At 60.8% G+C, this 22,891-nt stretch carries 18 protein-coding genes and 2 CRISPR repeat arrays; of the genes, 7 read left to right on the top strand and 11 right to left on the bottom strand.

Going from position 1 to position 22,891, the window contains the following annotated elements; all coding sequences use genetic code 11:
- Together OP496_RS14085 and OP496_RS14080 are read left to right on the top strand one after the other, a co-directional pair.
- Positions 1-550: glycerophosphodiester phosphodiesterase family protein (locus tag OP496_RS14085; RefSeq protein ID WP_280564342.1), on the top strand; the 550-nt coding region annotated here is incomplete at its 5' end.
- A 251-nt stretch (positions 551-801) separates the two neighbouring features.
- On the top strand, positions 802-1,137 hold the full coding sequence (locus OP496_RS14080; RefSeq protein ID WP_280564341.1) for a hypothetical protein: 336 nt from the start codon (positions 802-804) through the stop codon (positions 1,135-1,137).
- A gap of 232 nt (positions 1,138-1,369) precedes the next feature.
- Here the strand turns inward: OP496_RS14080 and OP496_RS14075 are convergent, their stop codons facing one another.
- From OP496_RS14075 to OP496_RS14030, 10 genes are all read right to left on the bottom strand, one after another.
- Positions 1,370-1,645, bottom strand: a complete 276-nt coding sequence (locus OP496_RS14075) for a hypothetical protein (protein WP_280564340.1) — start codon at positions 1,643-1,645, stop codon at positions 1,370-1,372.
- Between the two features lie 273 nt (positions 1,646-1,918).
- Positions 1,919-5,478: a CRISPR direct-repeat array (repeat unit 29 nt; unit sequence CGGTTTATCCCCGCGCCTGCGGGGAACGG).
- 110 nt (positions 5,479-5,588) lie between these two features.
- Complete coding sequence (cas2e, locus tag OP496_RS14070) at positions 5,589-5,882, bottom strand: type I-E CRISPR-associated endoribonuclease Cas2e (protein WP_280564339.1); 294 nt, start codon at positions 5,880-5,882, stop codon at positions 5,589-5,591.
- Positions 5,882-6,802 carry a type I-E CRISPR-associated endonuclease Cas1e gene (cas1e, locus tag OP496_RS14065; protein WP_280564336.1) on the bottom strand — a complete coding sequence of 307 codons (921 nt, stop codon included), beginning with the start codon at positions 6,800-6,802 and terminating at the stop codon, positions 5,882-5,884. Before cas1e ends, cas2e begins: the two co-directional genes overlap by 1 nt.
- A 9-nt stretch (positions 6,803-6,811) precedes the next feature.
- Positions 6,812-7,504, bottom strand: a complete 693-nt coding sequence (gene cas6e, locus OP496_RS14060) for a type I-E CRISPR-associated protein Cas6/Cse3/CasE (RefSeq protein WP_280564333.1) — start codon at positions 7,502-7,504, stop codon at positions 6,812-6,814.
- Positions 7,504-8,286, bottom strand: coding sequence for a type I-E CRISPR-associated protein Cas5/CasD (gene cas5e / locus OP496_RS14055; protein WP_280564332.1), 783 nt, complete (start codon positions 8,284-8,286; stop codon positions 7,504-7,506). Before cas5e ends, cas6e begins: the two co-directional genes overlap by 1 nt.
- A gap of 11 nt (positions 8,287-8,297) precedes the next feature.
- Positions 8,298-9,392, bottom strand: coding sequence for a type I-E CRISPR-associated protein Cas7/Cse4/CasC (cas7e, locus tag OP496_RS14050; protein WP_280564331.1), 1,095 nt, complete (start codon positions 9,390-9,392; stop codon positions 8,298-8,300).
- Positions 9,393-9,461: 69 nt separating this feature from the next.
- A complete protein-coding gene (gene casB / locus OP496_RS14045) occupies positions 9,462-10,142 on the bottom strand; it encodes a type I-E CRISPR-associated protein Cse2/CasB (protein WP_280564329.1) in 681 nt (226 codons plus the stop codon).
- Positions 10,139-11,836, bottom strand: coding sequence for a type I-E CRISPR-associated protein Cse1/CasA (gene casA / locus OP496_RS14040; RefSeq protein WP_280564328.1), 1,698 nt, complete (start codon positions 11,834-11,836; stop codon positions 10,139-10,141). The genes casB and casA overlap by 4 nt, the downstream gene beginning before the upstream one ends.
- Before the next feature lie 722 nt (positions 11,837-12,558).
- The gene (locus OP496_RS14035; RefSeq protein ID WP_280564327.1) at positions 12,559-13,128 is read right to left on the bottom strand and encodes a DUF2335 domain-containing protein; all 570 of its coding nucleotides are present in this window, start codon (positions 13,126-13,128) and stop codon (positions 12,559-12,561) included.
- A complete protein-coding gene (locus OP496_RS14030) occupies positions 13,100-13,297 on the bottom strand; it encodes a hypothetical protein (protein WP_280564326.1) in 198 nt (65 codons plus the stop codon). The genes OP496_RS14035 and OP496_RS14030 overlap by 29 nt, the downstream gene beginning before the upstream one ends.
- Positions 13,298-13,614: 317 nt before the next feature.
- Between OP496_RS14030 and cas3 the strand changes: the two genes are divergently transcribed.
- The gene (cas3, locus tag OP496_RS14025) at positions 13,615-16,287 is read left to right on the top strand and encodes a CRISPR-associated helicase Cas3' (RefSeq protein ID WP_280564325.1); all 2,673 of its coding nucleotides are present in this window, start codon (positions 13,615-13,617) and stop codon (positions 16,285-16,287) included.
- A 50-nt stretch (positions 16,288-16,337) separates the two neighbouring features.
- A CRISPR array of direct repeats spans positions 16,338-17,341; the repeat unit is 21 nt; unit sequence CGGTTTATCCCCGCGTCTGCG.
- 356 nt (positions 17,342-17,697) lie between these two features.
- Here the strand turns inward: cas3 and OP496_RS14020 are convergent.
- Positions 17,698-19,761 (bottom strand): choline transporter, encoded by a 2,064-nt coding sequence (locus OP496_RS14020; protein ID WP_280564323.1) that lies wholly within the window; start codon positions 19,759-19,761, stop codon positions 17,698-17,700.
- A gap of 256 nt (positions 19,762-20,017) precedes the next feature.
- Between OP496_RS14020 and OP496_RS14015 the strand changes: the two genes are divergently transcribed.
- The 4 genes from OP496_RS14015 to OP496_RS14000 are packed head-to-tail and all read left to right on the top strand — an operon-like array spanning position 20,018 to position 22,857.
- Positions 20,018-20,158 carry a hypothetical protein gene (locus tag OP496_RS14015; RefSeq protein WP_164915593.1) on the top strand — a complete coding sequence of 47 codons (141 nt, stop codon included), beginning with the start codon at positions 20,018-20,020 and terminating at the stop codon, positions 20,156-20,158.
- Positions 20,155-20,904, top strand: coding sequence for an ABC transporter ATP-binding protein (locus tag OP496_RS14010; RefSeq protein ID WP_280564321.1), 750 nt, complete (start codon positions 20,155-20,157; stop codon positions 20,902-20,904). The genes OP496_RS14015 and OP496_RS14010 overlap by 4 nt, the downstream gene beginning before the upstream one ends.
- On the top strand, positions 20,889-21,803 hold the full coding sequence (locus tag OP496_RS14005; RefSeq protein ID WP_280564319.1) for a metal ABC transporter permease: 915 nt from the start codon (positions 20,889-20,891) through the stop codon (positions 21,801-21,803). Before OP496_RS14010 ends, OP496_RS14005 begins: the two co-directional genes overlap by 16 nt.
- A 46-nt stretch (positions 21,804-21,849) precedes the next feature.
- Positions 21,850-22,857: a metal ABC transporter substrate-binding protein gene (locus tag OP496_RS14000; protein WP_280564318.1), complete on the top strand. Its 1,008-nt coding sequence runs from the start codon at positions 21,850-21,852 to the stop codon at positions 22,855-22,857.
- Positions 22,858-22,891 lie beyond the last annotated feature (34 nt).

The raw sequence follows: 22,891 nt of genomic DNA, 5'->3' as shown, positions 1-22,891 counted from the left end.
CGGCGCCAAGATGCTCACTCTCGATCAGATCATCGACCGCTACGGCCAGGACGTGCGCTACTACATCGAGACCAAGTCACCCAAGGACTATCCCGAGCTTCAAGACGCCCTGGTCAGCAAGCTCGAGGCTGAAGGCCTGGTGCAATCCGGCTCCGTGGTCATCCAATCCTTCAGCCAAGCCAGCCTGCAGGAGGTCCACGGCCTTAATCCCAATATTCCGCTTATCCAACTGCTCTGGTACTCCCCCAGCGAAGACGGCGACACCCTCGAAGAGTGGACCAGCGTTACCCCCAGCCCGGCCAACATCAGCGATGCCGACTTCCAAGTCATCGCCGACTACGCTGACGGCGTCGGCCCCAACTACCTCTACGAAGGTGAACCAGTCATCGACGCCAGCTTCATCGAGCAGGCCCACGCCAACGACCTGCTGGTACACAGCTACACCATCAACGACAAAGACCAGATGCACCAACTGCTCGACTGGGGCGCCGACGGCCTCTTCACCAACTTTCCCGATCGGTTGAAGGCAGTGCTGGCAGAAGAAAAGTAATGATTCAGGCGACCGTCTCGTTCATCAGGCTCCCGTAAGGAATCTTGAGCCCATCGTGAAGCCGCCGAATCATGCGTAGACTGAGCTTACGCTTGCGATTCAACACTTCGCACACGCGACCGTCCGGGCCGATATACTATTGCTTGAGCCAAACGGGTGCATACTCACGCCCTTGTCAGTGGTAATCCTCGTAGTTCACCACCTCGAGTTTGTATAGCATATATATACGCTATACAAACCACGAACATCGCTTGCTTGATCGTAAGCTTTCTAAGCTGCCTGGGCGGCAGCGCACGGATAAATCAAAGCTGAGTATCCACTCGTATGCGGGGAACAGGCTTGATGATCTGCCGCCCGAACCGGAGAAGCCGGTTTATCCTCACGCCTGCGGGGAGCTGAACGATGAAGCCTGGCGCTTTGAAATTCGCACATTGATGAATCGGATCTGGCCAAGTCACGAGAAACGTAGTCTCGAACTGTACGGTTTATTTTGCGCTATCTTTGGCATAGGATTCTATCTTCCCAGCGCTGAAACGTCGGCAAGCTACCGTGTTCCATCTCTAGCGTTGGAAAACATCGCTCAGTAGTAAGGTCATGAAACGTCGCGTAACGAGCAGCCGTCCCCTGCGTGCAGCAGGCTCCGTGATGGATATTTGGCCAGTCGAAAACTACGCCCAGTACATGCCCAAGGGCAATGATCAAGAACGTATCGCCCAGCATTGGACAACTGTTAGCAGTCACCTCCGTTCAGGCTTGGGCCAATATGCCCTCAACCACACCACCAAACGGTGATCAGCCTTCTCAGCAAGGCCTCTCCCTTCAAGAGGGCAACAGGTCGACGAGGCGACTCAACAGGAATTCGTCGGCCCTATTGAGCAGTTGCATCATGGACAACTTTCCGAGGAAGAACAGATACGGCTGGGCGATCTGATCATCAGTGCCCCAGCTCCCGGCCCCCAAAACCAATCCGTCGCCATGATGCGGCAAGTGAGTGATCAAGGCCCTCTCCCGCCTCCCGAGCAACTGAATGCCTATGATGAGGAAACACGTCGCCTCATCGTGAATACGGCCGTCGACGAGCAGCACCATACGCATGACATGCGTCGCTAGGGTCTAGAGGGTGCCATCAAGAAAGATGAGCGTGGACAACGATACGGGTTAACCGTTGCCATCGTCGGCCTCGTGGCAGCCACCGTGATCGCACCCTTCAGTTCTGTCGCTGCGGGCGTCATCGGGACTCTGGATCTCGTTGGCATGGTCGCGATATTCGTCGTCCCGCGTATCTTGGAAAAGCAACGTACAGGCAGCGAGCCATCAGAAGACGACGCCTAGCGTACCCATCTGAATACCACCGACTACTTTCGCTTACGATTCATCCCCGCGTCTGCGGGGAGGCCCTCAACGGCAGACTCTTGACCCACGGTTTATCCCCGCGCCTGCGGGGAACGGTGCTACGGCGCTGTAGCCATTGACTTCGTTTTCGGTTTATCCCCGCGCCTGCGGGGAACGGGATGCCTCTGCGCCGGAGGGCGGTGACGGCGGCGGTTTATCCCCGCGCCTGCGGGGAACGGATCTATGTGCTCAAGGCGGACATCGCAAAGTACGGTTTATCCCCGCGCCTGCAGGGAACGGGCCAGCTTGGCGCAGTAGCCGGCATCCTCCATCGGTTTATCCCCGCGCCTGCGGGGAACGGCATCTGTTCCACTGGATCGCGCCGCCCTCGTTCGGTTTATCCCCGCGCCTGCGGGGAACGGCTGATTGGAGAGTTCCTTCTGGCGAGACGTGGCGGTTTATCCCCGCGCCTGCGGGGAACGGAGGTCGAGCCCGACGATGTGTCGCGTCAATGGCGGTTTATCCCCGCGCCTGCGGGGAACGGGGTGACACTAACGACCGTTAGTCTCTATTGCCCGGTTTATCCCCGCGCCTGCGGGGAACGGCTGGTGCTTGAGTGGATCGCTAACGGCGGCGACGGTTTATCCCCGCGCCTGCGGGGAACGGTTAAGCCGGTCCAGCCAGCCAAGCATAAAGGGCGGTTTATCCCCGCGCCTGCGGGGAACGGACGTAGATCGATGCAGAAGCGTATTCACCAACCGGTTTATCCCCGCGCCTGCGGGGAACGGATCCGGCACCCGAGTGGCGAAACCGGAACGGTCGGTTTATCCCCGCGCCTGCGGGGAACGGAGTATGTATATGCCTATGTATGTATTTTATGCCGGTTTATCCCCGCGCCTGCGGGGAACGGCCGGCCTTGCCGTTCTTGGTGGCGCGAGAGAGCGGTTTATCCCCGCGCCTGCGGGGAACGGCGGAGGAAATCCGTCAGTGTAGGAAGCGCGGCCGGTTTATCCCCGCGCCTGCGGGGAACGGGCTTAGTGTGTAGCGCGGGTATCCGATTAAGCCGGTTTATCCCCGCGCCTGCGGGGAACGGGCCCAAATCGGCAAGACCGACATCGAAACCGGCGGTTTATCCCCGCGCCTGCGGGGAACGGTGGTTGATCGAGACATCGGTATTGGCCAACACCGGTTTATCCCCGCGCCTGCGGGGAACGGCTTGCAGTCGCTCAGCCGCTTGCCGCACACGTCGGTTTATCCCCGCGCCTGCGGGGAACGGGTGGCAACGTCATGCAGGTCGGTGCGTTCGGCCGGTTTATCCCCGCGCCTGCGGGGAACGGGCGCCGAATATCGTTGAAGGTGGCGCGCTCATCGGTTTATCCCCGCGCCTGCGGGGAACGGACGCGTTCGTTATCGTCGAGAAACCAGGTGCCCGGTTTATCCCCGCGCCTGCGGGGAACGGCGCTACGGCGCTGTAGCCATTGACTTCGTTTTCGGTTTATCCCCGCGCCTGCGGGGAACGGTCCAGCGCATGCCGGTACCGGCTCTCGGTATACGGTTTATCCCCGCGCCTGCGGGGAACGGCTTGCCGATGGCGTCGTCGTAGATCTCGGGGCCGGTTTATCCCCGCGCCTGCGGGGAACGGAGCAGCTCGCTGATCGCGAACTGCTGCACACTCGGTTTATCCCCGCGCCTGCGGGGAACGGGAGATCAAGGCGCAGCTTTTGGCCACCGCTACCGGTTTATCCCCGCGCCTGCGGGGAACGGAGGTCCGCGCACTCGCGGAACATGTCCATGAACGGTTTATCCCCGCGCCTGCGGGGAACGGCCCGGCCAACCATGGAAGAATGCGCAACAGGACGGTTTATCCCCGCGCCTGCGGGGAACGGGGCGTCAGGGTCCGGCTGGATGCGTTGCGCTGGCGGTTTATCCCCGCGCCTGCGGGGAACGGCCCATGTCGATCAGGCTTGGCAGCCAGGTAACCGGTTTATCCCCGCGTGTGCGGGGAACGGGCCTGCAAGGCTCAAGGTGGGCGCAACGGTCCCGGTTTATCCCCGCGTGTGCGGGGAACGGCTGGTCGACGCTGTAACCCTGATGGATCGCGTCGGTTTATCCCCGCGTGTGCGGGGAACGGTAAAGGGAGCCTTATTTATGCCCGAAGCGATGCGGTTTATCCCCGCGTGTGCGGGGAACGGCCACGCCCACCACGGAACATCTACGGTTCCTTCGGTTTATCCCCGCGTGTGCGGGGAACGGGGAAAACGCCAGCTCAACCGTGCGTTTCTCTTCGGTTTATCCCCGCGTGTGCGGGGAACGGTGCGTCCATGTTGACTATTCCCATCGTTCACTCCGGTTTATCCCCGCGTGTGCGGGGAACGGCGCATCTGATAGCGTGCCGATAGCGGCTGTCACGGTTTATCCCCGCGTGTGCGGGGAACGGCGCGGCGCAGCGCGGCGGACAAAGCGCCAACGCGGTTTATCCCCGCGTGTGCGGGGAACGGTAAGCCCGACGAACGAACGTCGCGGCGGCATCCGGTTTATCCCCGCGTGTGCGGGGAACGGGGGCCGAGACGCTGCGCGCCAAGATGATCGGTCGGTTTATCCCCGCGTGTGCGGGGAACGGCTTGCCCTGACGGATGCTGGAGAAGTTGACCCCGGTTTATCCCCGCGTGTGCGGGGAACGGTCCTCGTCGAGCGCGTTGCGGCGCGGTTTCTTCGGTTTATCCCCGCGTGTGCGGGGAACGGCGATGGCCGACGACGTTCTCCATGGTCACGGACGGTTTATCCCCGCGTGTGCGGGGAACGGGCGCCAGGCATGCGCTTCATCGTCGCTGGCGCCGGTTTATCCCCGCGTGTGCGGGGAACGGTGTTTTCTACGCTTGGCAAGGAGTAAAGCAGGCGGTTTATCCCCGCGTGTGCGGGGAACGGCACTCCCCGTTTGCAAGGTCCGAACGGCCAGGCGGTTTATCCCCGCGTGTGCGGGGAACGGATGAGTGACGCCGTCCAATTCGAAGTCCATGGCGGTTTATCCCCGCGTGTGCGGGGAACGGCTTCCCACTTTGGCTCGCTTTAGTCGTGCCGCTGGTTTATCCCCGCGTGTGCGGGGAACGGTTCATTGCTATGATTTTAAATTACACAGTCGGCGGTTTATCCCCGCGTGTGCGGGGAACGGGACATATTGAAAGGTGTTGCGCGGAGTGAAGACGGTTTATCCCCGCGTGTGCGGGGAACGGCTCGGGATCGAGAATGACCGCGTTGCTGCCGCCGGTTTATCCCCGCGTGTGCGGGGAACGGTGCAAATGATATCTAGTGCCTCGACAACCTGGCGGTTTATCCCCGCGTGTGCGGGGAACGGGAACCCTTGCATGTCCATGAAGGCAAGCTCGCCGGTTTATCCCCGCGTGTGCGGGGAACGGGCCCCCGAGGGCTCGCACCTGTGGGGCGCATTCGGTTTATCCCCGCGTGTGCGGGGAACGGTACGACCGTTATCAAGTAGCAGGTTGAGATCGCGGTTTATCCCCGCGTGTGCGGGGAACGGAGGGCAGTGGTGATCATGTATTACCCTCTCGGCGGTTTATCCCCGCGTGTGCGGGGAACGGACTAATTATAGTCAGTTGTTTTTAAAGCACAAAATCGCCAGTGATATTTCCACCAGCAATTTCGACTAATTTTTGATCACTCCTAATTTTTAAAGAGCCTTTAAAATCAGCTAGTTGTCTTGTGGTGGAAGAAATCGCACCAGCCGTAAGCCATCATGATCGACAGGAACGCGACGATTCTCGCCATAGGTTTGGAATTCGAAACCGGACTCGTGGCTGCTCGCCCAGGCCATGGCCACGTTACCGTCTTCAGCCAGGCCTTCGACTTGCTCCCAGATCATCTCGCGGATGCGTTTGTTGACATCGCCGACATACACTCCGGCTCTGATTTCCAACAACCAAATGGCCAGCCTCCCACGCAAGCGAGGAGGGACCGCTTCAGTCACAACGACGAGCATCGCCATCATTGGCTCCTGTGGCCTTCATCACCCACCGAGGAGGGTTCGGGAATCGCGGGTGGGACGGCCTCCGGCGCGGGCGGTGGCGGTTCAATCTCGCCGGCAGCAAGTACGTCTTCGATCATGGGGATCAGCCGTTGGAGCAAGCGGGTTTGCTTGAAGGCATCCCGACAGGCGATACGAACCTCACGCTCAGGCACAGGCGGATTACGGGCGGCGACACGAAATGCGGCGGGGACGACGGTCTCGAATTTGACGATATCGGCGATGTCATACACGAAACTCAACGGCTTGCCGGTGTGCAAGAAACCAATTGCCGGCGCGTAGCCAGCAGCCAATATTGCGGCTTCCGTAATACCGTAAAGACAAGCAGTGGCAGCCGATAGACACTGGTTAGCGACATCCGAGGCCGACCATTGGGTCGGGTCATAGCGCCTACCTTGCCATTTAATACCGTATTGCTTGGCAAGGGTCTGATAGGTCTTGCGAACCCGCGCGCCCTCCATGCCACGTAATTGCTCGATACTGCGCCGCGAGGGCGGCTCCTCGCCGAAGCGCAATTCAAACATCTTGCGCACGACTTTCAGACGCAGCTTCTCGTCCAGCGCCAACTGCGCCTGATAGAGCAGCTTATCGGACCGGGCACCGCCAGGTTGGCCGGCGCTATACAATCGCACGCCGGCATCACCCACCCAAATCAGTAACGTACCGACGACCGATGCCAGTTTGACGGCGGCATGGGAAACACGGGTGCCTGGCTCAAGCAGCAGGCAGGCTACCGAGCCGACGGGGATATGCATACGCTCGCCGTTCACTTCATCAATGACGACGAAAGCGCCATCTCGCACGTCGATCTGGCCCATCCCGACGAAGATCATCGACATGCGATCTTTCTCCGGAATGGGCTTCAGGGGAATGAAACCCATGACGCTCTCCTATGGCCGACGTAACATCATCAAGCCGCAGCCGAAAGCTTTGGCCCGCCCTACTCCGTGCGCTAGCGTTTCAATCAGGCGCCCTGGATCAGTCACCTCCAGCAAGCCTTCATAGTCAACGCTGGAAAAGCGAATGGGACGTCCCTTGCCCTTGGGAAGAGCATGCTGACGATAACCCCCCACCTCCGGCGCGACTGGCAAATGGAATCCCCATGATGCCGCCCGCGATGCCAGCCACTCGCGGGCGGCATCATCCATCGCCTGGGTACAGGCTTGGCTCGTACGCGCTTCCCCCGCTTCAAAAGGATGTTTGGCCGCCATCAGCACATCGGCGCGCTGCCCACGCTTGCCCTCGCCTGCAGACTTGGCAACCGTGGGGTTGGCGCGTAGCCGAAAAGCCAGCCGGTCGCCTTTTTCCAGCTGTGGCGCGAAGGGTTTGCACTGGACGTCAAGGCCATTGACGGGCGCTGGCTGGCGTGACGAGACGACGTAGAACCGAGGTAGCCCGACACTCTGCACGTTGGGGCTATCCTCCATCTCTTGGCGGAAGAGAAATGGGCGCTCTTCGCTGGGTGTATCGGCAAATAGCTGCCATAGCAGCTGATGCGCGGTATAGGCCCCACCTTCCAGAACGTCGAACAGCTGCGCTCGGCTTAGGGCGTTGAGGTCGACTCTGACACTCGATAGGTACATTAGCCCTCCCTCTCCACGAACTCGGTACGCCGATGCTCCTGACGAGCCATGAACTGCCAGCGGCGGCGATTCACCGGTTCATCCCAGGTTTCACTGGATTCGACCGTGCCCGTATCGCCATCCAGCGCGTCGGCTTCGCCTTCCCAGACGTAGATCAGCTGTTCGGGCAAGCGCAGCAAGTGCTTGTCCTTTTTCTCGTTGCCCACCAGTGGCAGCCACGTCCGTTGCGGATCCAGCGCGCTTTCAAAAGGGTGATCCAGCGCTTGGCGCCAGTGGCTGGCCTCGACTAGGGTCGGCACCAGTGGCGCGGCCACAGGGCATGCCTTGCGGCCGAGATAAAGGAGGAAACGGGGTCTTTCCAGCGCGCTCTTGAGCTCCGTCAGTGACCAGGCGGCGTTAGCGGTAAGACGCACCGCCACACTCCAAACCCCGTCGCAGCGGTAGTCTCGCGACGAGAGAATAGTGTTGAGTAACTCCTTGGGCACCGCGAGTTCCTCGCGGCGCGTGCGGTGGGTCACTTTCGACTGCGACGGTGGCACCTGTACGGTGTGGTAATCGCGCATCAGAAGCCCAGGCGAGCGCTGCTTGACCGCTACCTGAAGACTCTTGCGCAGGCGGTGCTGGCCGTCATCGTCATCGCGGCGGATGCCAAGCGCCGCGCCGATCAGCCCAAGTATCGCGCTTCGCCCGGGGTAGGTGGCCGTGGGCCGCGTTTCGCCGACCGCAGCTTCACCCCAACTCGCCATCGGCGCGTAGAGGCGAAAGATAAGATGGTTTGGCATGTCGCCTCCGCTCAGTCGTCGCCCTGGAGAAAAGCCTGCAGCGCCTGCAAATCCCCCTTCGTGCTGGCCCCTTTCAGCGCGGGCTTCTCATACTCCGGCGTCGCCGACAGCACGAATCGACGTTCGGCCCCCGGGCCGTAAGCGTCATCGAACGCCTGTGCCTGTTTTTCCAGCTTCTCGATGGCCTTGACCGCCTGCTCTTCACCGTTGACCGGCTGCAGGAAGGCAGCCGATAGCGAGCGTGGCTGCTGATCACCTTTTTCTGCCAGAAGATAGCCGGCATGAGCACGCGAGCCAAAGCTGTTCTGCTTGCCCTTGGGTGAGATCTTGACGGCTGACTCCACTAGCGCGGCGATGGCGCGATCGGCCAGCTCCGCTTTGCCCTGCAGGTTTTCGATCAGCAGATCGCGGTCGATGCAGATATAGAGATAGAAGAGCCCGGCGGCAAATCCGGCTTCGCCGATGTGCGCCGCGCCGCGGTCTTCATTACCGGTGTTGAGATCGTCGACCGCGGTGAAGTAATCGTCTTCGACTTCGGCGGCATGCACGGTAATCGCATGGGCGACCTGGCAGGCGGCCTCGACGTTGTAGCTCGGCGCGGCGGCGAGCATGCGGCCGAATAACGCCACATCGACAGCCGTGGGCCGCCGAGCGAGTAGCCCCTTGAGTTCGTCGTCGCTCGGCTCACGATTCTCCGCGCCCAGCGTGTCGGCCAACGCTTCCAGCGCGGCCAACTCCTCCGGCCCGACGTGAACCAACTGCTCTATCTCGTACTCGTGCTTTTCGCCCTTCTCGGCCTTGCGCAGTTTGCCAAAGACACCGGCGATCTTTTCCGCACTGCTACCCGACACCTTTTCGTTGGCGCCAGCAGTTCTCATGCGCTTGTAAACCTCCCCGCCCAGGCACTTGGTGCGCGTGCCCAAGTGGCCGTCGACCGCCGATTCGAACAGGTCGGAAGTGCGCCAGTTGCGCTTGAGACTCTGCGAGGAGACACGCAGGCGTCGCGCCCCGCCCATGAACGCCGTCTTGGGGCGCCCCAGATCATCGCGATTGAGGTTGGAGGGCGGGTAGGAGGTGAGCAGATGCAACTGAATGAAGTGGCTCATGACAAGTTCCCTGAAATGGTCGGATCGAATGCGAAGGCGTAAGTAAAATTGAAGCGTGGCGATCGCCGCTCAGCCGCCCGCTCCCGGTTTCAATGCTCGCGCTTTGAAGTAGGCATCGCTCATGACGAAGGCGAAGCGCTGATTTGCCTCAGGGCGGTACTGGCCGTTCCGCTCGCGGTGCCAGAGGGCGACCACATCGGCCAAGCGAACCGTGCTGACGCCGGCGTTGTCGGCGAGTTTCAAAGCCCGGCGAAAGCGTCGAATCAGCTCCTCCGGCGTATGGCAGTCGAGCAGCTGTTGAAAACGCAGGTCGCTGATACGTGGGGTGTCGGCGGTGTTGGGTCGCTTTTCGCCCAGCCGTTTACCCAAGGGGGCATCGAAGGTTTCGCTGCGCAACTCGCACGCGATGCCGGCAATGGCGGCCCAGGTGTCGATACGCTGAGCGCGGGAAGCCCTGGGTGGTGTCTTCTGCCAAGCTCGATCCTCGAGCCCTTGCCAGAGGTGGCGGAACGCTTCGGTCAGCATGACGGATTCGACGGTGTCGCAGCGGCGCAGCGCGGCGCGCACACCACGAGGATAAGCCGGTGCTCCCGTGATCCTTTTGAGCGCCGGCGGATCAAGCGTCAGACGCTGCCACCAGTGGCGCAGCTCATGGGCTTCCTGATGGGTAAGCACATAGCGATAGCGCTCTACTGAGCTTTCTGTCTCTCCTGACTCTTCTTGCTCCGCGAGTTGTTCTGTTTCGCTCATGCTGCGCTCCCTTCCCGGTTATCCTCGGCCTGTGGTGCCTTCAACTCAAACCCGCCCTTCTCGGCGAACACCTGCATCGTCTTACCGGCCTTCTTGCCACTGCCATTCAGATACGCCAGCAGGTAGCGCCGCGCATTGCTGATGCGCTCGAGCTGCTGCATTTTCATACCCTCCAACGGCCCGCTAATCGCCTGGGCATCGAAGAGCGCCAGCGCCCGGCGCTTGAGCGTTAGATACCACTCCCTGGAGATCTCGGGAGGAAGCGTCGGCGTAGCCTTTGCGTCGCGCAGCGCCTCACCCATCTGACGTAGGGCGTCGAAGAAGGCGAGCTGGGTCGCCTCGAAGAGCTGGGCGTCGATCTGACTCATATCGCCCTTGGCATCCTCCGGGCGCTTGAACCAGGCGCGCTTGAGCTGATTGCGCACCTGCCAGGTAACGTCGCCGGCGAGGTCGACGAAGCGTTTCACCCATTCGCGCAGCGTCTCCTGATGCATTTGCGGCACGCCCACCAGCGGCATTTCCACGCTGTACCAGCCGCGGGGTTTCATGTTGTCCATGTCGTAGCCGAAGACCCAGAGCCTGGCGTGGCGATAGAGCGCATCGAAGGCCTCGCCGTCGCCTCGCGCCGCTTCGACCAAGTCATGTTTTTGCAAGTGATGCGTCACGAGCCGGGCGGGCAGCACGCCGCCGGCCTCGTTTTCGAGTACCAGCCCCGGCCAGTGGCGATAGCCAAGCCCGCCGGGCTGGCCTTTGCTCGAGAGCGGCAGCTCGTCGGGCTTTTGGGGATTGAGCCGCCGATAGGGCGTCAACGGATGCCGCCAGGGGCCGTCGTAGTTGGCTCCCTGTTTCTTCGAACGCAGACGGCGTACTGGCCGCGACGTCTCGCCGCCGCAGAGATCGCAGCAGCCTGGCTCATCGTCGAACAGCAGCCGGTAGCGCCGCGGCATCGACCAGAAGGCGTGCAGCGGATGCACGTCGTCGGGTAGGACTTCGGTGCCTTTCTTGTCGCTGACGCGGGTGTCAGTCATCCAGAAGAAGAGATCGCCGTCGTCGGCGTCGGGAGCGCGCCACCGCTGACCGGGCTGGCCCACGGCGTCGGCGGGCATGACATTGGGCCAGAGGCGCATCCACAACGGCTGGTTTTCGTCTTCCGGGAGGATCAAGGTGGTCAGCGGCCCGCCACCGCGCAGGCCGACGCGAATGCCGGCGCCACCGGCGGGGGCGTTGATCTGCATGGTATAGAGCGCCAGCGCCGCACAGCTCGGGCAGACGGACTCGACCCGGCCCCGTTTGACGAAGAAATCGGTGTTGTTCTTGATGCCGTTGGCACCAGGAGAGTCGATCAGCAAGCCGCCGACCGGAGCCTCCTTGACGTCCTTGAGCGGGTCGAGATCCTGCATGAAGCGCGGCCCATCGCCGTCGAGCTCGAATGCCGACACAAAAGGCGCCAGCGCTTCGTCCAGCGACGCGACACTCGGCGGCTGCTGGTAACGATCCAGCCAAGCGTCGGTATCTTCCGGCGTTATTGCCGTTTGGAGTAGCGCGATCAGAAACTGCCAGGCGGCACCTTGGAAGTCGGCGCGTGGGAGAGCGAGATCGAGAACATCGGGGTCAGCGAGCGCCGAGGGCGGCCGGTAGCGGAGGCTTCCGTCGGAGTGGCGGAAGGGTAGCCAGGGATCAGTCAGCAGATTCATGGGCGTTCCAAACGACGGTGGCTTGCGGCTAGCGTCACACTAGCTTTCACAACACACTAAAAATTTACAATGGCGGTTTTCTTACGTTCTAGTGAGAGAACTCTCAAACGATTCGACCGGGAAAACCTCAGAAGCGAAGCTGGATGTAAGCAGCCGCATTGGCCTGTCGGCGATTGCTCGGCTCCAAGAGCATCCTCACTTCCTCCTATTGAGAAGCGTCTTGAGTAGCTGGACGAAAGCGCCGCCAGTGAATTTCAAGGCCATTGCGACCCAGTCCCATTGCCCTATTTCCCACAACAACTCCCGAATCCACTCACGCATAATCGCTTTACCCCCTCGTTGAATATCAACGATACTTTAGAGGCTGATAACGATTACTGCAAGTCATATGGATACATAAGATTATCACCCAATCTCAATCCTGAAATGGTACGCTTTGATCGTTCCTCCAGTAATGGGGGATGAACCGTCATAGGTATTGACGGCACTCCGTTCCCCGCGCCAGCGGGGATTTTCTCCTAGTAATGTCCGTTCCGCGCAGGCGCGGGGATGAACCGCGTCCCAACGAGGCATTCGACCTATGCGTCTACCGTCACCCGCAGGCGCGGGGCTGAACCGGCGCTCATCGCAGTTACCGAGACGACCTATGGCCGTTCCCCGCAGGCGCAGGGACGAACCGTAAGCGTCAAATAGTCGATGGGGGCAGGGTAGAGTGCGTAGCGTCAGGTGTCGTCTTCTGGTGTCTGACTGCTTGAGTGTTGCTTTTCCAAGATACGCGGAGCGACGAATATCGCGACCATACCAACGAGATCCAGGGTTCCGATCACGCCCGCAGCGACAGGACTGAAGGGAGCGATCACGGTGGCTGCCACGAGGCCGACGATGGCAACGGTTAAGCCGTATCGTTGTCCACGTTCATCTTTCTTGATGGCACCCTCTAGACCTTTGCGACGCATGTCATGCGTATGGTGCTGCTCGTCGACGGCCATATTCACGATGAGGCGACGTGTTTCCTCATCATAGGCATTCAATTGCTCGGGAGGCGGGAGAGGACCTTGATAGCTCACTTGCCGCATCATGGCGACAGATCGGTTTTGGCGCTCGGGAGCGGGGGCACTGACGATAAGATCGCCCAGCCGTACCTGTTCTTCCTCGGAAAGCTGGCCATGATGTAACTGCTCAATAAGGCCAACGAACTCCTGTTGAGTTACCTCGTCGACCTGTTGCCCGTCTTGAAAGGAAAGGTCGCGCTGAGAAGGCTGATCACCGTTTGGTGGTGTGGTTGAGGGCATATTGGCTCAAGGTTGAACGAAGATGACTGCCAACGGTAGTCCAATGCTGGGCGATACGTTCTTGATCACTGCCCTTGGGCATGTACTGGGCGTAGTTGTCGACTGGCCAAATATCCATCACGGAGCCTGCTGCACGCAGGGTACGGCTGCTCGTTACGCGACGTTTCATGACCTTACTCCTGAACGATGTTTTCCAACGCTAGACGTGAAACATGGTAGCTTGCCAGCGTTTCAGTGCTGGGAAGATAGAATCCTATGCCAAAGATAGCGCAAAATAAACCTTACAGTTCAAGGCCGCGTTCCTCGTGACTGGGCCCGATACATGCCATCAATGTGCGAATTTCAAAACGCCAAGTTTCATTGTTCAGCTCCCCGCAGGTGTGAGGACCCTTCACGATTTATGGTCTTCCAGTTAAATGGGCGGCCTTGTCGGTGTTAATCCCACCAATGGGTTTCGTTGCCGAACGTCATCGAAAGGAGGTAAGCATGCCGGCAGAAAATGACTCTATGGCGTCTTATCACCACTACGCTGGAAAGGCGCTTCCAGGCCAGCCGGGAGACGCTTGTCACCTGCTGGCGTGGCACAGCCTGGACGTCGCCGCCGTGGGCTGGCATCTGCTGGCGCCGGAGCGAGAGTTGACGCAGCAACTGTCCGCGCAGCTCGGTATTGAGCCGGAGCCGCTGCGGCGGTTGCTGGTGTTTCTGCTCGGCCTGCACGATCTGGGCAAGTTCTCGCGTGCCTTCCAGGAGATTCTGAATCTCGACGTCGACGGTATGGCAGCGCCACTGGGTAAAGCGTACGGCGAACGTCACGACAAACTGGGCGTGCTGCTTTGGGACAAGTGCTGGAGACAGTGGCGCGAAGACGGCGTCCTACATTGGCCGGCCGATGATGCGAGTTCTGTCAGGAAGCTACTCGGATCGATGAATAGCCTGATGGCACCCTTCTTTGGTCATCACGGACGCCCGGTCGCCACCGGCCACCTGCAGCTCAACACCTTCTACGGCAGCGACGGCGAGCTGGACGACGTCTCGGCGGCGGGTGATTTCATCGCCGATTGGGCCGCCATCATTCAACCGCCATGGCCGGTCGAGCGACTGCTCGACAAACAGTGGCAGGCGGTTTTCAAAACGCTGAGCTGGACCATTGCCGGTTGGGCAACGCTGAGCGATTGGCTAGGCTCGCACCGTGACTATTTCCCTTACTGCCAGTCCGCCATAGCGCTCTTCGATTATTGGCCGCGGGCGCTCCGTCAGGCCGAAGCCGTGCTCGAGGCAACCAGTTTCTTGCGGCCTCCTCGGCCCGTTCCCTACGAGGGTTTGGCGCATTGGTTCGGTACCAACGTCACGCCGACGCCGTTGCAGCAGGAAGCGGAAAATCTTTCGCTGGCGTCGAGCCCTCAGCTTTTCATCCTCGAGGACGTCACCGGCGCGGGCAAGACCGAAGCGGCCTGTATTCTGACGCAGCGACTGCTAGCGGCGGGGCACGGTGAAGGGCTCTACTTTGCGCTGCCGACCATGGCGACATCGAACGCCATGTATGCCCGTCTCGGCAACTTCCATCACCGGTTCTTCAGCGCCGAATCAAAGCCCTCGTTCGTGCTTGCCCATGGCGCCCGCGAGCTGAACCAGGACTTCGAGCGCGCGATCGCCCAACCGGATGACGACGACTACACCGCGACGGATGCCAGCGCCTCCACTCAGTGCAATCGCTGGCTAGCCGACTCCAACAAGAAGGCGCTGCTTGCCGATGTCGGTGTCGGCACCATCGATCAGGCGCTGGCAGGGCTGCTACCACGGCGTCATCAATGCCTGCGCTTGCTCGGGCTGGCACGCAAAGTGCTGGTGGTCGACGAGGTTCACGCGTTCGATCATTACATGCAGACACTGCTGCATCAGTTGCTGGCGCATCACGCTCGCCAGGGGGGCAGCGCGATTCTGCTGACCGCCACGCTGCCCTTCGCGATGCGTCAGGCACTGGTCAACGCCTGGCGCGAAGGGCTGGGAGAGGCCCCAGGCCCATTGGCTTCCACCGACTACCCGCTGCTGACCCACTGCAGCCGCGAGCCGATGCGAGAGACCGCGCTGGCGACACGCCCCGAGGTCATCCGGCGCGTCGAGATCGCTTGGCTGACGCAGGAAGAAGAAGCGCTCATGCAGGTGATGGCGGCGGTCGAAAACGGCGAATGCGTCGTCTGGATTCGCAACACCGTCGACGACGCCATCCGTGCCTGGCAGCAGATTCGCGCTCTTCACCCCGACCCGCAGCGTTGCCTACTGTTCCATGCGCGCTTTGCGATGCTGGAGCGCCGACGGATCGAGTCGGACGTGATCGAGCGGTTCGGCAAGCACTCCACTTCGGCGCAACGTCGGGGCCAAGTGCTTATCACCACGCAGGTATTTCAGGAAAGTCTGGACTGCGACGCCGACCGGATGATCAGCGACATCGCGCCGATCGATCTACTCATCCAGCGGGTGGGTCGTCTACAGCGCCATCAGCGCGGCGAGCGCGCGTCACCGGTTCTGCAGGTGCTGGCGCCAGCCTGGGACGACGACCCGAAGTCGGACTGGCTGAGCCAAGCGCACCGCGGCACCCAGGCCGTCTACAAAGACACCTCGCTGATCTGGCTGACCCAGCGGGTGCTCCGCGAGCGCGGCGCTATCGCCATGCCTGACGATGCGCGAACGCTGATCGAGAGCGTCTATGCCTGCCCCATCGACGACATCCCCGAGGAGCTGGATGAGGCGCGTATCGAGCGCACCGGTTTGGACCGCATGGCGGGGTCGATGGCGACACACAACGCACTCGATCTGGAGGCGGGCTATCGCATCGACCCCGACTTCGACCAGTGGCAGGAGGATCGCGACATCGGCACCCGCCTCGCCGACGAGCCCAGTGTCGAGATCGTCTTGCTCAAGTGCACAGAGCGGGAGCTGCAACTCTGGGCCGAAGGTGAGCGGCACGCTGACAGGCTGAGTCGGTGCCAGCTCAGAGAGAGCCAGGCGCGACAACTGGCGACACTACCCGAGCGTTATACCGAGCAGTGGGAGGCACTCCAGCAGCGTTACAAAGGATTGCGCTTCGTTCGGCCCTGGTTGCCAGAGGAAGATACTGACTGCTGTTACGACGAGGAGCAGGGAGTGAGCTTTGAGCACTAGGTGTACGGTCCCGCGAAGAAGTTATGCGTGCTTCCAATGCAACGGAATACCGGTTTATCCCCGCGTCTGCGGGGAACGGCTATTGCCTGATGGTTCGCGGGGGATTATCTGCGGTTTATCCCCGCGTCTGCGGGGAACGGCTGTCATTGCCTAGATGGCTCTCAGGAAAAGGCGGTTTTTCCCCGCGTCTGCGGGGAACGGGGGCAGCAGCTCTCTGAACAGGACCGGGCAGACGGTTTATCCCCGCGTCTGCGGGGAACGGGTGCTGGTCGCGAAGCGCGCGAACCACTCGAGCGGTTTATCCCCGCGTCTGCGGGGAACGGAGCTGAGAAGTTGAAGTTGACATCGCCGCCAACGGTTTATCCCCGCGCCTGCGGGGAACGGATCACCGACACGCGCCTGCTCGTCGAGCGCTTCGGTTTATCCCCGCGCCTGCGGGGAACGGACATCTACGCGAAGCACACCAAGCCCTGAGTGCGGTTTATCCCCGCGCCTGCGGGGAACGGAGTGACGTCGTGGGATTCATCAAGCTGCGTACCGGTTTATCCCCGCGCCTGCGGGGAACGGGGATGCGCGCGAAGACTCCTCAATCGAGGGGCCGGTTTATCCCCGCGTCTGCGGGGAACGGTGTAATGGCCGCGATTGGGGACGAATCGGTCACGGTTTATCCCCGCGTCTGCGGGGAACGGGACGGTGGCCACCGTGCGAATGGGCCGGGTGCCGGTTTATCCCCGCGTCTGCGGGGAACGGGGAATGGACGGGCCGAACTGCATACGCGGCTGACGGTTTATCCCCGCGTCTGCGGGGAACGGGGGTCCGCGATAAATAACGTTCGCCATGATTACGGTTTATCCCCGCGTCTGCGAGGAACGGTCAAGGATTCCGTCGCGAAGGTCGCACCCACGCGGTTTATCCCCGCGTCTGCGAGGAACGGGCGGATGATGTTCTCGACCGGCTCTATAAGCGCGGTTTATCCCCGCGTCTGCGAGGAACGGGCCCGTTACCCATACGGTCTGAACGGTCATATCGGTTCATCCCCGCGTCTGCGGGGAACAGTCTAATTATAGACGCTTGTTTATAAAGGACAAAATCGCTCAGCATATTTCCACCAGCGATATTGCCTATTTTTTAATCAGCTCGAATTGTTAAAGATACAGTAAAATCAAGAAGTTGGTAAATTTCCGCAAGTAGCGCACCTAAGCCATGTACGCCGCACGTTTACTAGCTCATGCACTTTAGAATATAGCTTCTTATCCGCGATTGTTACGTTACCATCCTCTGAAGGTAACCGCGCGCCCAGGCGATTTGCGATGCCTGATGCTACCCCACACAAAACCCCCGGCCGCATCGCGACCGGGGGCGAGATCTTGATACCGAAGGCCAGCCGCATAACGGCCAACCGGGCACGCCTTAAGCAGGCGGCTGTTCCGGGCTGTCGGGCATGTTGATGTTGCCCGGTTCGATCCGGTTGAGGTGCAGGAACTGCATGTGCAGTTCGTACTGGTCGAGGATGTCGCCGATCACCTGATCACGGGTGTAGCCCATCAGGTCGTAACCCTGGCTACCCTCGAGCAGATAGACCTCCAGCCGGTAGTAACGCGAGTCGGCATGCGGCGCATGCATCGCGAACCCAGGCGTCGAGAAGCCCTGACTCCAGATCTGATAGGTAAAGTTCTGTTCGTCCTCGAAATCGACGTTGAGCGACATGTAATCGTCGCCGTTCTGCATACCTTCGTGAATCTCGGCGGACACGCCCTGCTCCTGCAACGAACCACGTACGGCTTCCATGGCCGGCTTGCAGGTCTCGTCCATGAAGCGCCGGGCTTGCTTCTTGCCAGGGAAGCTCATGGCACGCCGGAGACGCTGCTGCCAGTTGCGCGAATCGCGTTCGTTACCACCGCCGGTGCGCCCGGAAAGCTGGCCGGCCAAGCTCAAGCGCCGGCTGTCTTCCTTGAAGGCCTCGAGTTTCAATGCCTTGAGCAACCCCGCCATCATGAAGAACAGCACGACCGAGAACGGCAGACCGGTAATCACCACCGCGCTTTGCAGCGTGCTCAAGCCCCCGGCGAGTATCAGCGCCAGTGTCAACACGCCAATCACCGCCGACCACAGAATACGCATCCAGATCGGCGCATCGCTGTTGACGTTCTTGAGCTTCGAAGTGAAGTTCGAGAGTACCAGCGCCCCGGAGTCCCCGGAGGTGATAAAGAACACGATCGCCAGGATACTCACTGCAGCAGTGGTCAGGATCGGCATCGGATACGATTCGAGGAACAGATAGATCCCTGCCGGCGGATTATTCATCACCTGCTCGCCGAACTCGCTGGCACCGTTCATCGCCATATCAATGGCACTGTTACCCAGCAACGACATCCACAGGAACATGAAGATGATCGGCAGCGTCATGGTACCGAGCACGAAGGTGCGGATGGTACGGCCCCGCGAAATACGTGCCAGGAACAACCCGACGAACGGCCCCCACGCAATCCACCAGGCCCAGAAGAACAGCGTCCAGCCGTTGAGCCAATCGGTCGGCCGATCGAAGGCATAGGTGTTGAATGACAGACTGATGAAGTTGGTCAGGTAATCGCCGATGTTCATCACCAGCGCGTTGAGCAGGAAAATCGTCTTGCCAGCGAACAGCACGAACAGCAGCAACAATACCGCGAGCAGGATATTGAACTCGGAAAGACGGCGGATGCCGCGTTCCACCCCGGTCACGGCGGAGATGGTCGCGAACATCACGATTGCGAGCACCAATACCACCTGGGTCCAGGTACCCTTAGGGATACCGAACATATAGTCCAGGCCAAAATTGAGCTGGATGATGCCGATCCCCAGACTTGCAGCAATGCCGAAGACCGTGCCCAGCACGGCGGCAGTATCGACCACATGGCCGATCATGCCGTAAATCCTATTGCCGAAGATCGGGTAAAGCGCGCTACGGATGGTCAGCGGTAGATTATGCCGGTAGCTGAAAAAGGCCAGCGCCATGCCTATCAGGGTGTAGATACCCCAGCCGGATACCCCCCAGTGCAGGAAGGTCAGCTCCATGGCATGGCGCGCTGCGGCAACTTGATCGTCGGGCGCGTTGGGGGCGTTGTAGAACTGCGTCAGTGGCTCGGCCAACGCGAAAAAAATCACCCCGATGCCAATCCCCGCAGAAAAGAGCATCGCCGCCCACGAGAAGATATTGAAGTCGGGGCGCGAGTGCTCGGGCCCCAGGCGGATCTTGCCGTAGCGCGACAATCCCAGGTAGATCACGAAAGCCAGGTAAATCACGACGGTCAGGAAGTAGTACCAACCGAAGGTATTGGAGATCCAGCCGAGGATGGCATTGATGATCGAGTTGGCCTGGTCGGTGGCGATCATCGCCCACAGCGAGAAGGCGACGATGCCAACCACCGAGCTGTAGAACACCGGCCCATTGAGGCGGTCGCGTGACGGCGCCTCGTTATTGGATTGTGTCGTCATAGGAATTCCTGATCTGGTTCAGGCAAAGTTTACGTTCACGGCAACGGGCACACACACTCGCCCATCCGCTGTTACTAGCTTAAAAGCAATACGGAAAACCGCTTTTTGTTGAATACTCATTTAATAAAACAATTATTCATGCCTCAGTCAAGCCTGATGGCATGCCAACTTGGCGACCTAGGGAACAATCACAAACACAATGCTTGGCAAAAATATTGTTACGTTATAACCTCCCTCGGCATTAAAAGGAGTCGTCATGTCACATCGTCACCGCCCGGATGGGCCTTGCCATTTTTCATTGATGTCGATGGGCGCGGGACGCCGCGTGCTGTTGGCACTGTTGCCGCTGGGACTGCTGTGGTTGGCCGTGGCGTGGGCCATGGGAGCCTTTGCATGAGTCGCTTGACGCTTGAGGCATTGACCCTCGCACAGAGTGGGAGGACGGTGCTGGAGAACATCAGCGGCACTTTCGAGGACGGTGCGATCACGGCGCTTGTCGGTGCCAATGGCGCAGGCAAGAGTACCTTGATCCAGGCCATCATGGGCTTGCTGCCGCCACTCAGCGGGAAGGTCCATTGTGGCGTATCCAAAGAGCGCCGCGCGTGGTTGCCACAGCAACTGGCACTGGATCTGACCTTTCCGATGAGTGTCGAGGAATTGATGCTCAGCGGTTGTTGGCCCACGCACGGCACCTTCAAGCGCTACGGGCCGCAGGATTACCGGCGCATGCACACCATCATGCAGCGCCTGGGGTTGAGCGGTCTGGCGCATCGCCCCTTGGGCGAGCTTTCCGGCGGTCAGCGCCAGCGTGCCTTGCTCGGTCGCACATTGATGCAAGAAGCGGAGCTGCTGCTGCTCGACGAACCGTTCGCCAACGTCGATACGCATACCGTGGAAATCCTCTGCGACACCCTACGCGAGATGGCCAGCGCTGGCGCCACGGTGATCGTGGTGCTGCATGACATGGAACAGTTGGCGAAGTTGGCTGATTGCGTCTTTCTGCTGGCCGGCGGCCACGCCCAATGGGTCGAACCGGAAACGCTGCTCGAGCGGCATCATGCATCAGCGCGCCGCCACGCGCATACCCAGGCCCCCTTTATTTCCCTGAATTTGCCGGACGTCCCGCCATGCTCGACCTACTGACCACGCTGGATGCGTGGCTCATCGCCCCGCTGACCGATTACGCCTTCATGCGCCGCGCTCTGGTCGGCGGCTTGGCGCTGTCGTTGGCTGCGCCGCCGTTGGGCGTGTTCCTGATGCTGCGCGGCATGAGTCTGGTGGGTGACGCCATGGCCCACGCGGTATTGCCCGGCGTCGCACTGGGATTCGTGCTGGCGGGGTTTTCACTGCCGGCAATGAGCCTCGGCGGCCTGATCGCAGGCCTGTTGGTTGCGGGTCTGGCAGGCAGCGTGTCGCGCATGACCGGCCACCGAGAAGACTCGGCAATGGCCAGCTTCTATCTAATTTCGCTGGCACTGGGGGTGATGCTGGTCTCGCTGCGCGGCAGCAGCGTCGATCTCACCCACGTGCTGTTCGGCTCGATTCTCGCCATCGACGACACCGCGCTATGGCTGATCGCCTCGGTGGCCAGCGCTACGCTGCTGGTACTGGCGCTGATCTTTCGCGTGCTGGTGGTCGAATGCCTCGACCCGTTGTTCCTACGCGGCCAGGGGATTCGCGGTGGCCTGGTTCATGGCGTCTTCCTGGGGCTGATGGTGCTCAACCTGACGGCCGGGTTTCAGACGCTGGGCACGCTGATGGCGGTGGGCCTGATGATGCTGCCCGCCACCACCGCGCGCTTCTGGTCGCAACGCCTCGAGGGGTTGATCGGCCTGGCGATCCTCATCGCCATGGTCTCGAGCACCGGCGGCTTGCTGGTCTCGTACCATCTGGGCCTACCTTCCGGCCCGTGCATCATCCTGGTCGCTGGTATTGCCTATCTCGCCTCGGCACTATGCGGTCGCCACGGCAGTCTGCTGGCACGCGTGCGCCGTCGCGCTGCACCACTGGAGACAGACGAGAACACTTGCACGCCGTCATGAGTGCATCACGGCTCCAGCGGCCTTACCACCACAAGAGGGAATCTGCATGTCCAAGTCTTTGACGTTATTTCTCAGTGCCGCCGCCCTGACGCTATCCAGTGCAGCACGTGCCGAGGCACCGCTCAACGTCGTCGCCAGCTTCAGCATTCTTGGCGACATGGTCGAAGAAGTCGGCGGCGAGCATGTCGATGTCGCCACCCTGGTCGGCCCGGATGGCGACGCCCATGTTTTCTCGCCCAGTCCCACCGATGCGCGCGCCGTAGGGGAAGCGGACCTGTTCATCATCAATGGCCTGCATTTCGAGGGGTGGCTGGACCGCCTGGTGGAAGCCAGCGGCTATGAGGGGCCAATCGTCGTCGCCAGTCAGGGCATCGACGCCCTGAGTTTTGACGAGGAACGGTCGGCACACGACCATGGCCACGAGGGACATGATCACGACCACGACCACGACCACGACCACGACCACGACCACGACCACGACCACGACCACGACCACGACCACAGTGAGCATGCGGGCCACAATCATGGTCCGCAAGATCCGCACGCCTGGCAGGACCTGCAAAACGGCAAGCAGTATGTGGAAAACATCCGCGACGCGCTCGTCGAAGCAGACCCCGAGCATGCCGCTGATTATCGCGACAATGCCGAACAATATATCCAGGCCATCGACGCCCTGGATGCCGAAGTTCACCAGCGCATCAGCGAGATCCCCGACGCTAATCGTGTTCTGATCACCAACCACGATGCCTTCGGTTATTTCGCCAATGCCTATGACCTGGATGTGCTCTCGCCAGTAGGGCTCTCTACCGCCGCAGAGCCCAGCGCCGCCGACATGGCCAAGCTGATCCAGCAGATCCAGAAACGCGACGTCAAAGCACTATTCCTGGAAAACATGACCAACCCGGCGCTTCTTGAGCAACTCGCGGACGAAACCGGCGTCGCCATCGGCGGCACGCTCTATGCCGGTGCCCTGGCGCCCGAAGGCGAGGCCAGCACCTACCTCGGCATGTTCCGCCATAATGTCGATACGCTGACCGATGCCTTGAAGGACTGAGCGTCAGCAGACGAGCGCCATCGAAAAGGGCAGT

It is taken from the genome of Chromohalobacter sp. 48-RD10, from assembly GCF_029889785.1.
GTDB lineage: Bacteria > Pseudomonadota > Gammaproteobacteria > Pseudomonadales > Halomonadaceae > Chromohalobacter.
The sequence above is the reverse complement of the archived record's forward strand: the minus strand, read 5'-3'. Positions and strand labels throughout refer to the sequence as shown.

Coding starts and splice junctions, on each gene's coding strand:
- cas5e (WP_280564332.1), bottom strand. CDS start 8,286: ATGCCAAACCATCTTATCTTTCGCCTCTACGCGCCGATGGCGAGTTGG.
- casB (WP_280564329.1), bottom strand. CDS start 10,142: ATGAGCGAAACAGAACAACTCGCGGAGCAAGAAGAGTCAGGAGAGACA.
- cas6e (WP_280564333.1), bottom strand. CDS start 7,504: ATGTACCTATCGAGTGTCAGAGTCGACCTCAACGCCCTAAGCCGAGCG.
- cas1e (WP_280564336.1), bottom strand. CDS start 6,802: ATGGGTTTCATTCCCCTGAAGCCCATTCCGGAGAAAGATCGCATGTCG.
- OP496_RS14005 (WP_280564319.1), top strand. CDS start 20,889: ATGCTCGACCTACTGACCACGCTGGATGCGTGGCTCATCGCCCCGCTG.
- cas3 (WP_280564325.1), top strand. CDS start 13,615: ATGCCGGCAGAAAATGACTCTATGGCGTCTTATCACCACTACGCTGGA.
- cas7e (WP_280564331.1), bottom strand. CDS start 9,392: ATGAGCCACTTCATTCAGTTGCATCTGCTCACCTCCTACCCGCCCTCC.
- OP496_RS14030 (WP_280564326.1), bottom strand. CDS start 13,297: ATGAAACGTCGCGTAACGAGCAGCCGTACCCTGCGTGCAGCAGGCTCC.
- OP496_RS14020 (WP_280564323.1), bottom strand. CDS start 19,761: ATGACGACACAATCCAATAACGAGGCGCCGTCACGCGACCGCCTCAAT.
- OP496_RS14035 (WP_280564327.1), bottom strand. CDS start 13,128: ATGCCCTCAACCACACCACCAAACGGTGATCAGCCTTCTCAGCGCGAC.
- cas2e (WP_280564339.1), bottom strand. CDS start 5,882: ATGGCGATGCTCGTCGTTGTGACTGAAGCGGTCCCTCCTCGCTTGCGT.
- OP496_RS14010 (WP_280564321.1), top strand. CDS start 20,155: ATGAGTCGCTTGACGCTTGAGGCATTGACCCTCGCACAGAGTGGGAGG.
- OP496_RS14015 (WP_164915593.1), top strand. CDS start 20,018: ATGTCACATCGTCACCGCCCGGATGGGCCTTGCCATTTTTCATTGATG.
- OP496_RS14075 (WP_280564340.1), bottom strand. CDS start 1,645: ATGCGTATGGTGCTGCTCGTCGACGGCCGTATTCACGATGAGGCGACG.
- casA (WP_280564328.1), bottom strand. CDS start 11,836: ATGAATCTGCTGACTGATCCCTGGCTACCCTTCCGCCACTCCGACGGA.
- OP496_RS14000 (WP_280564318.1), top strand. CDS start 21,850: ATGTCCAAGTCTTTGACGTTATTTCTCAGTGCCGCCGCCCTGACGCTA.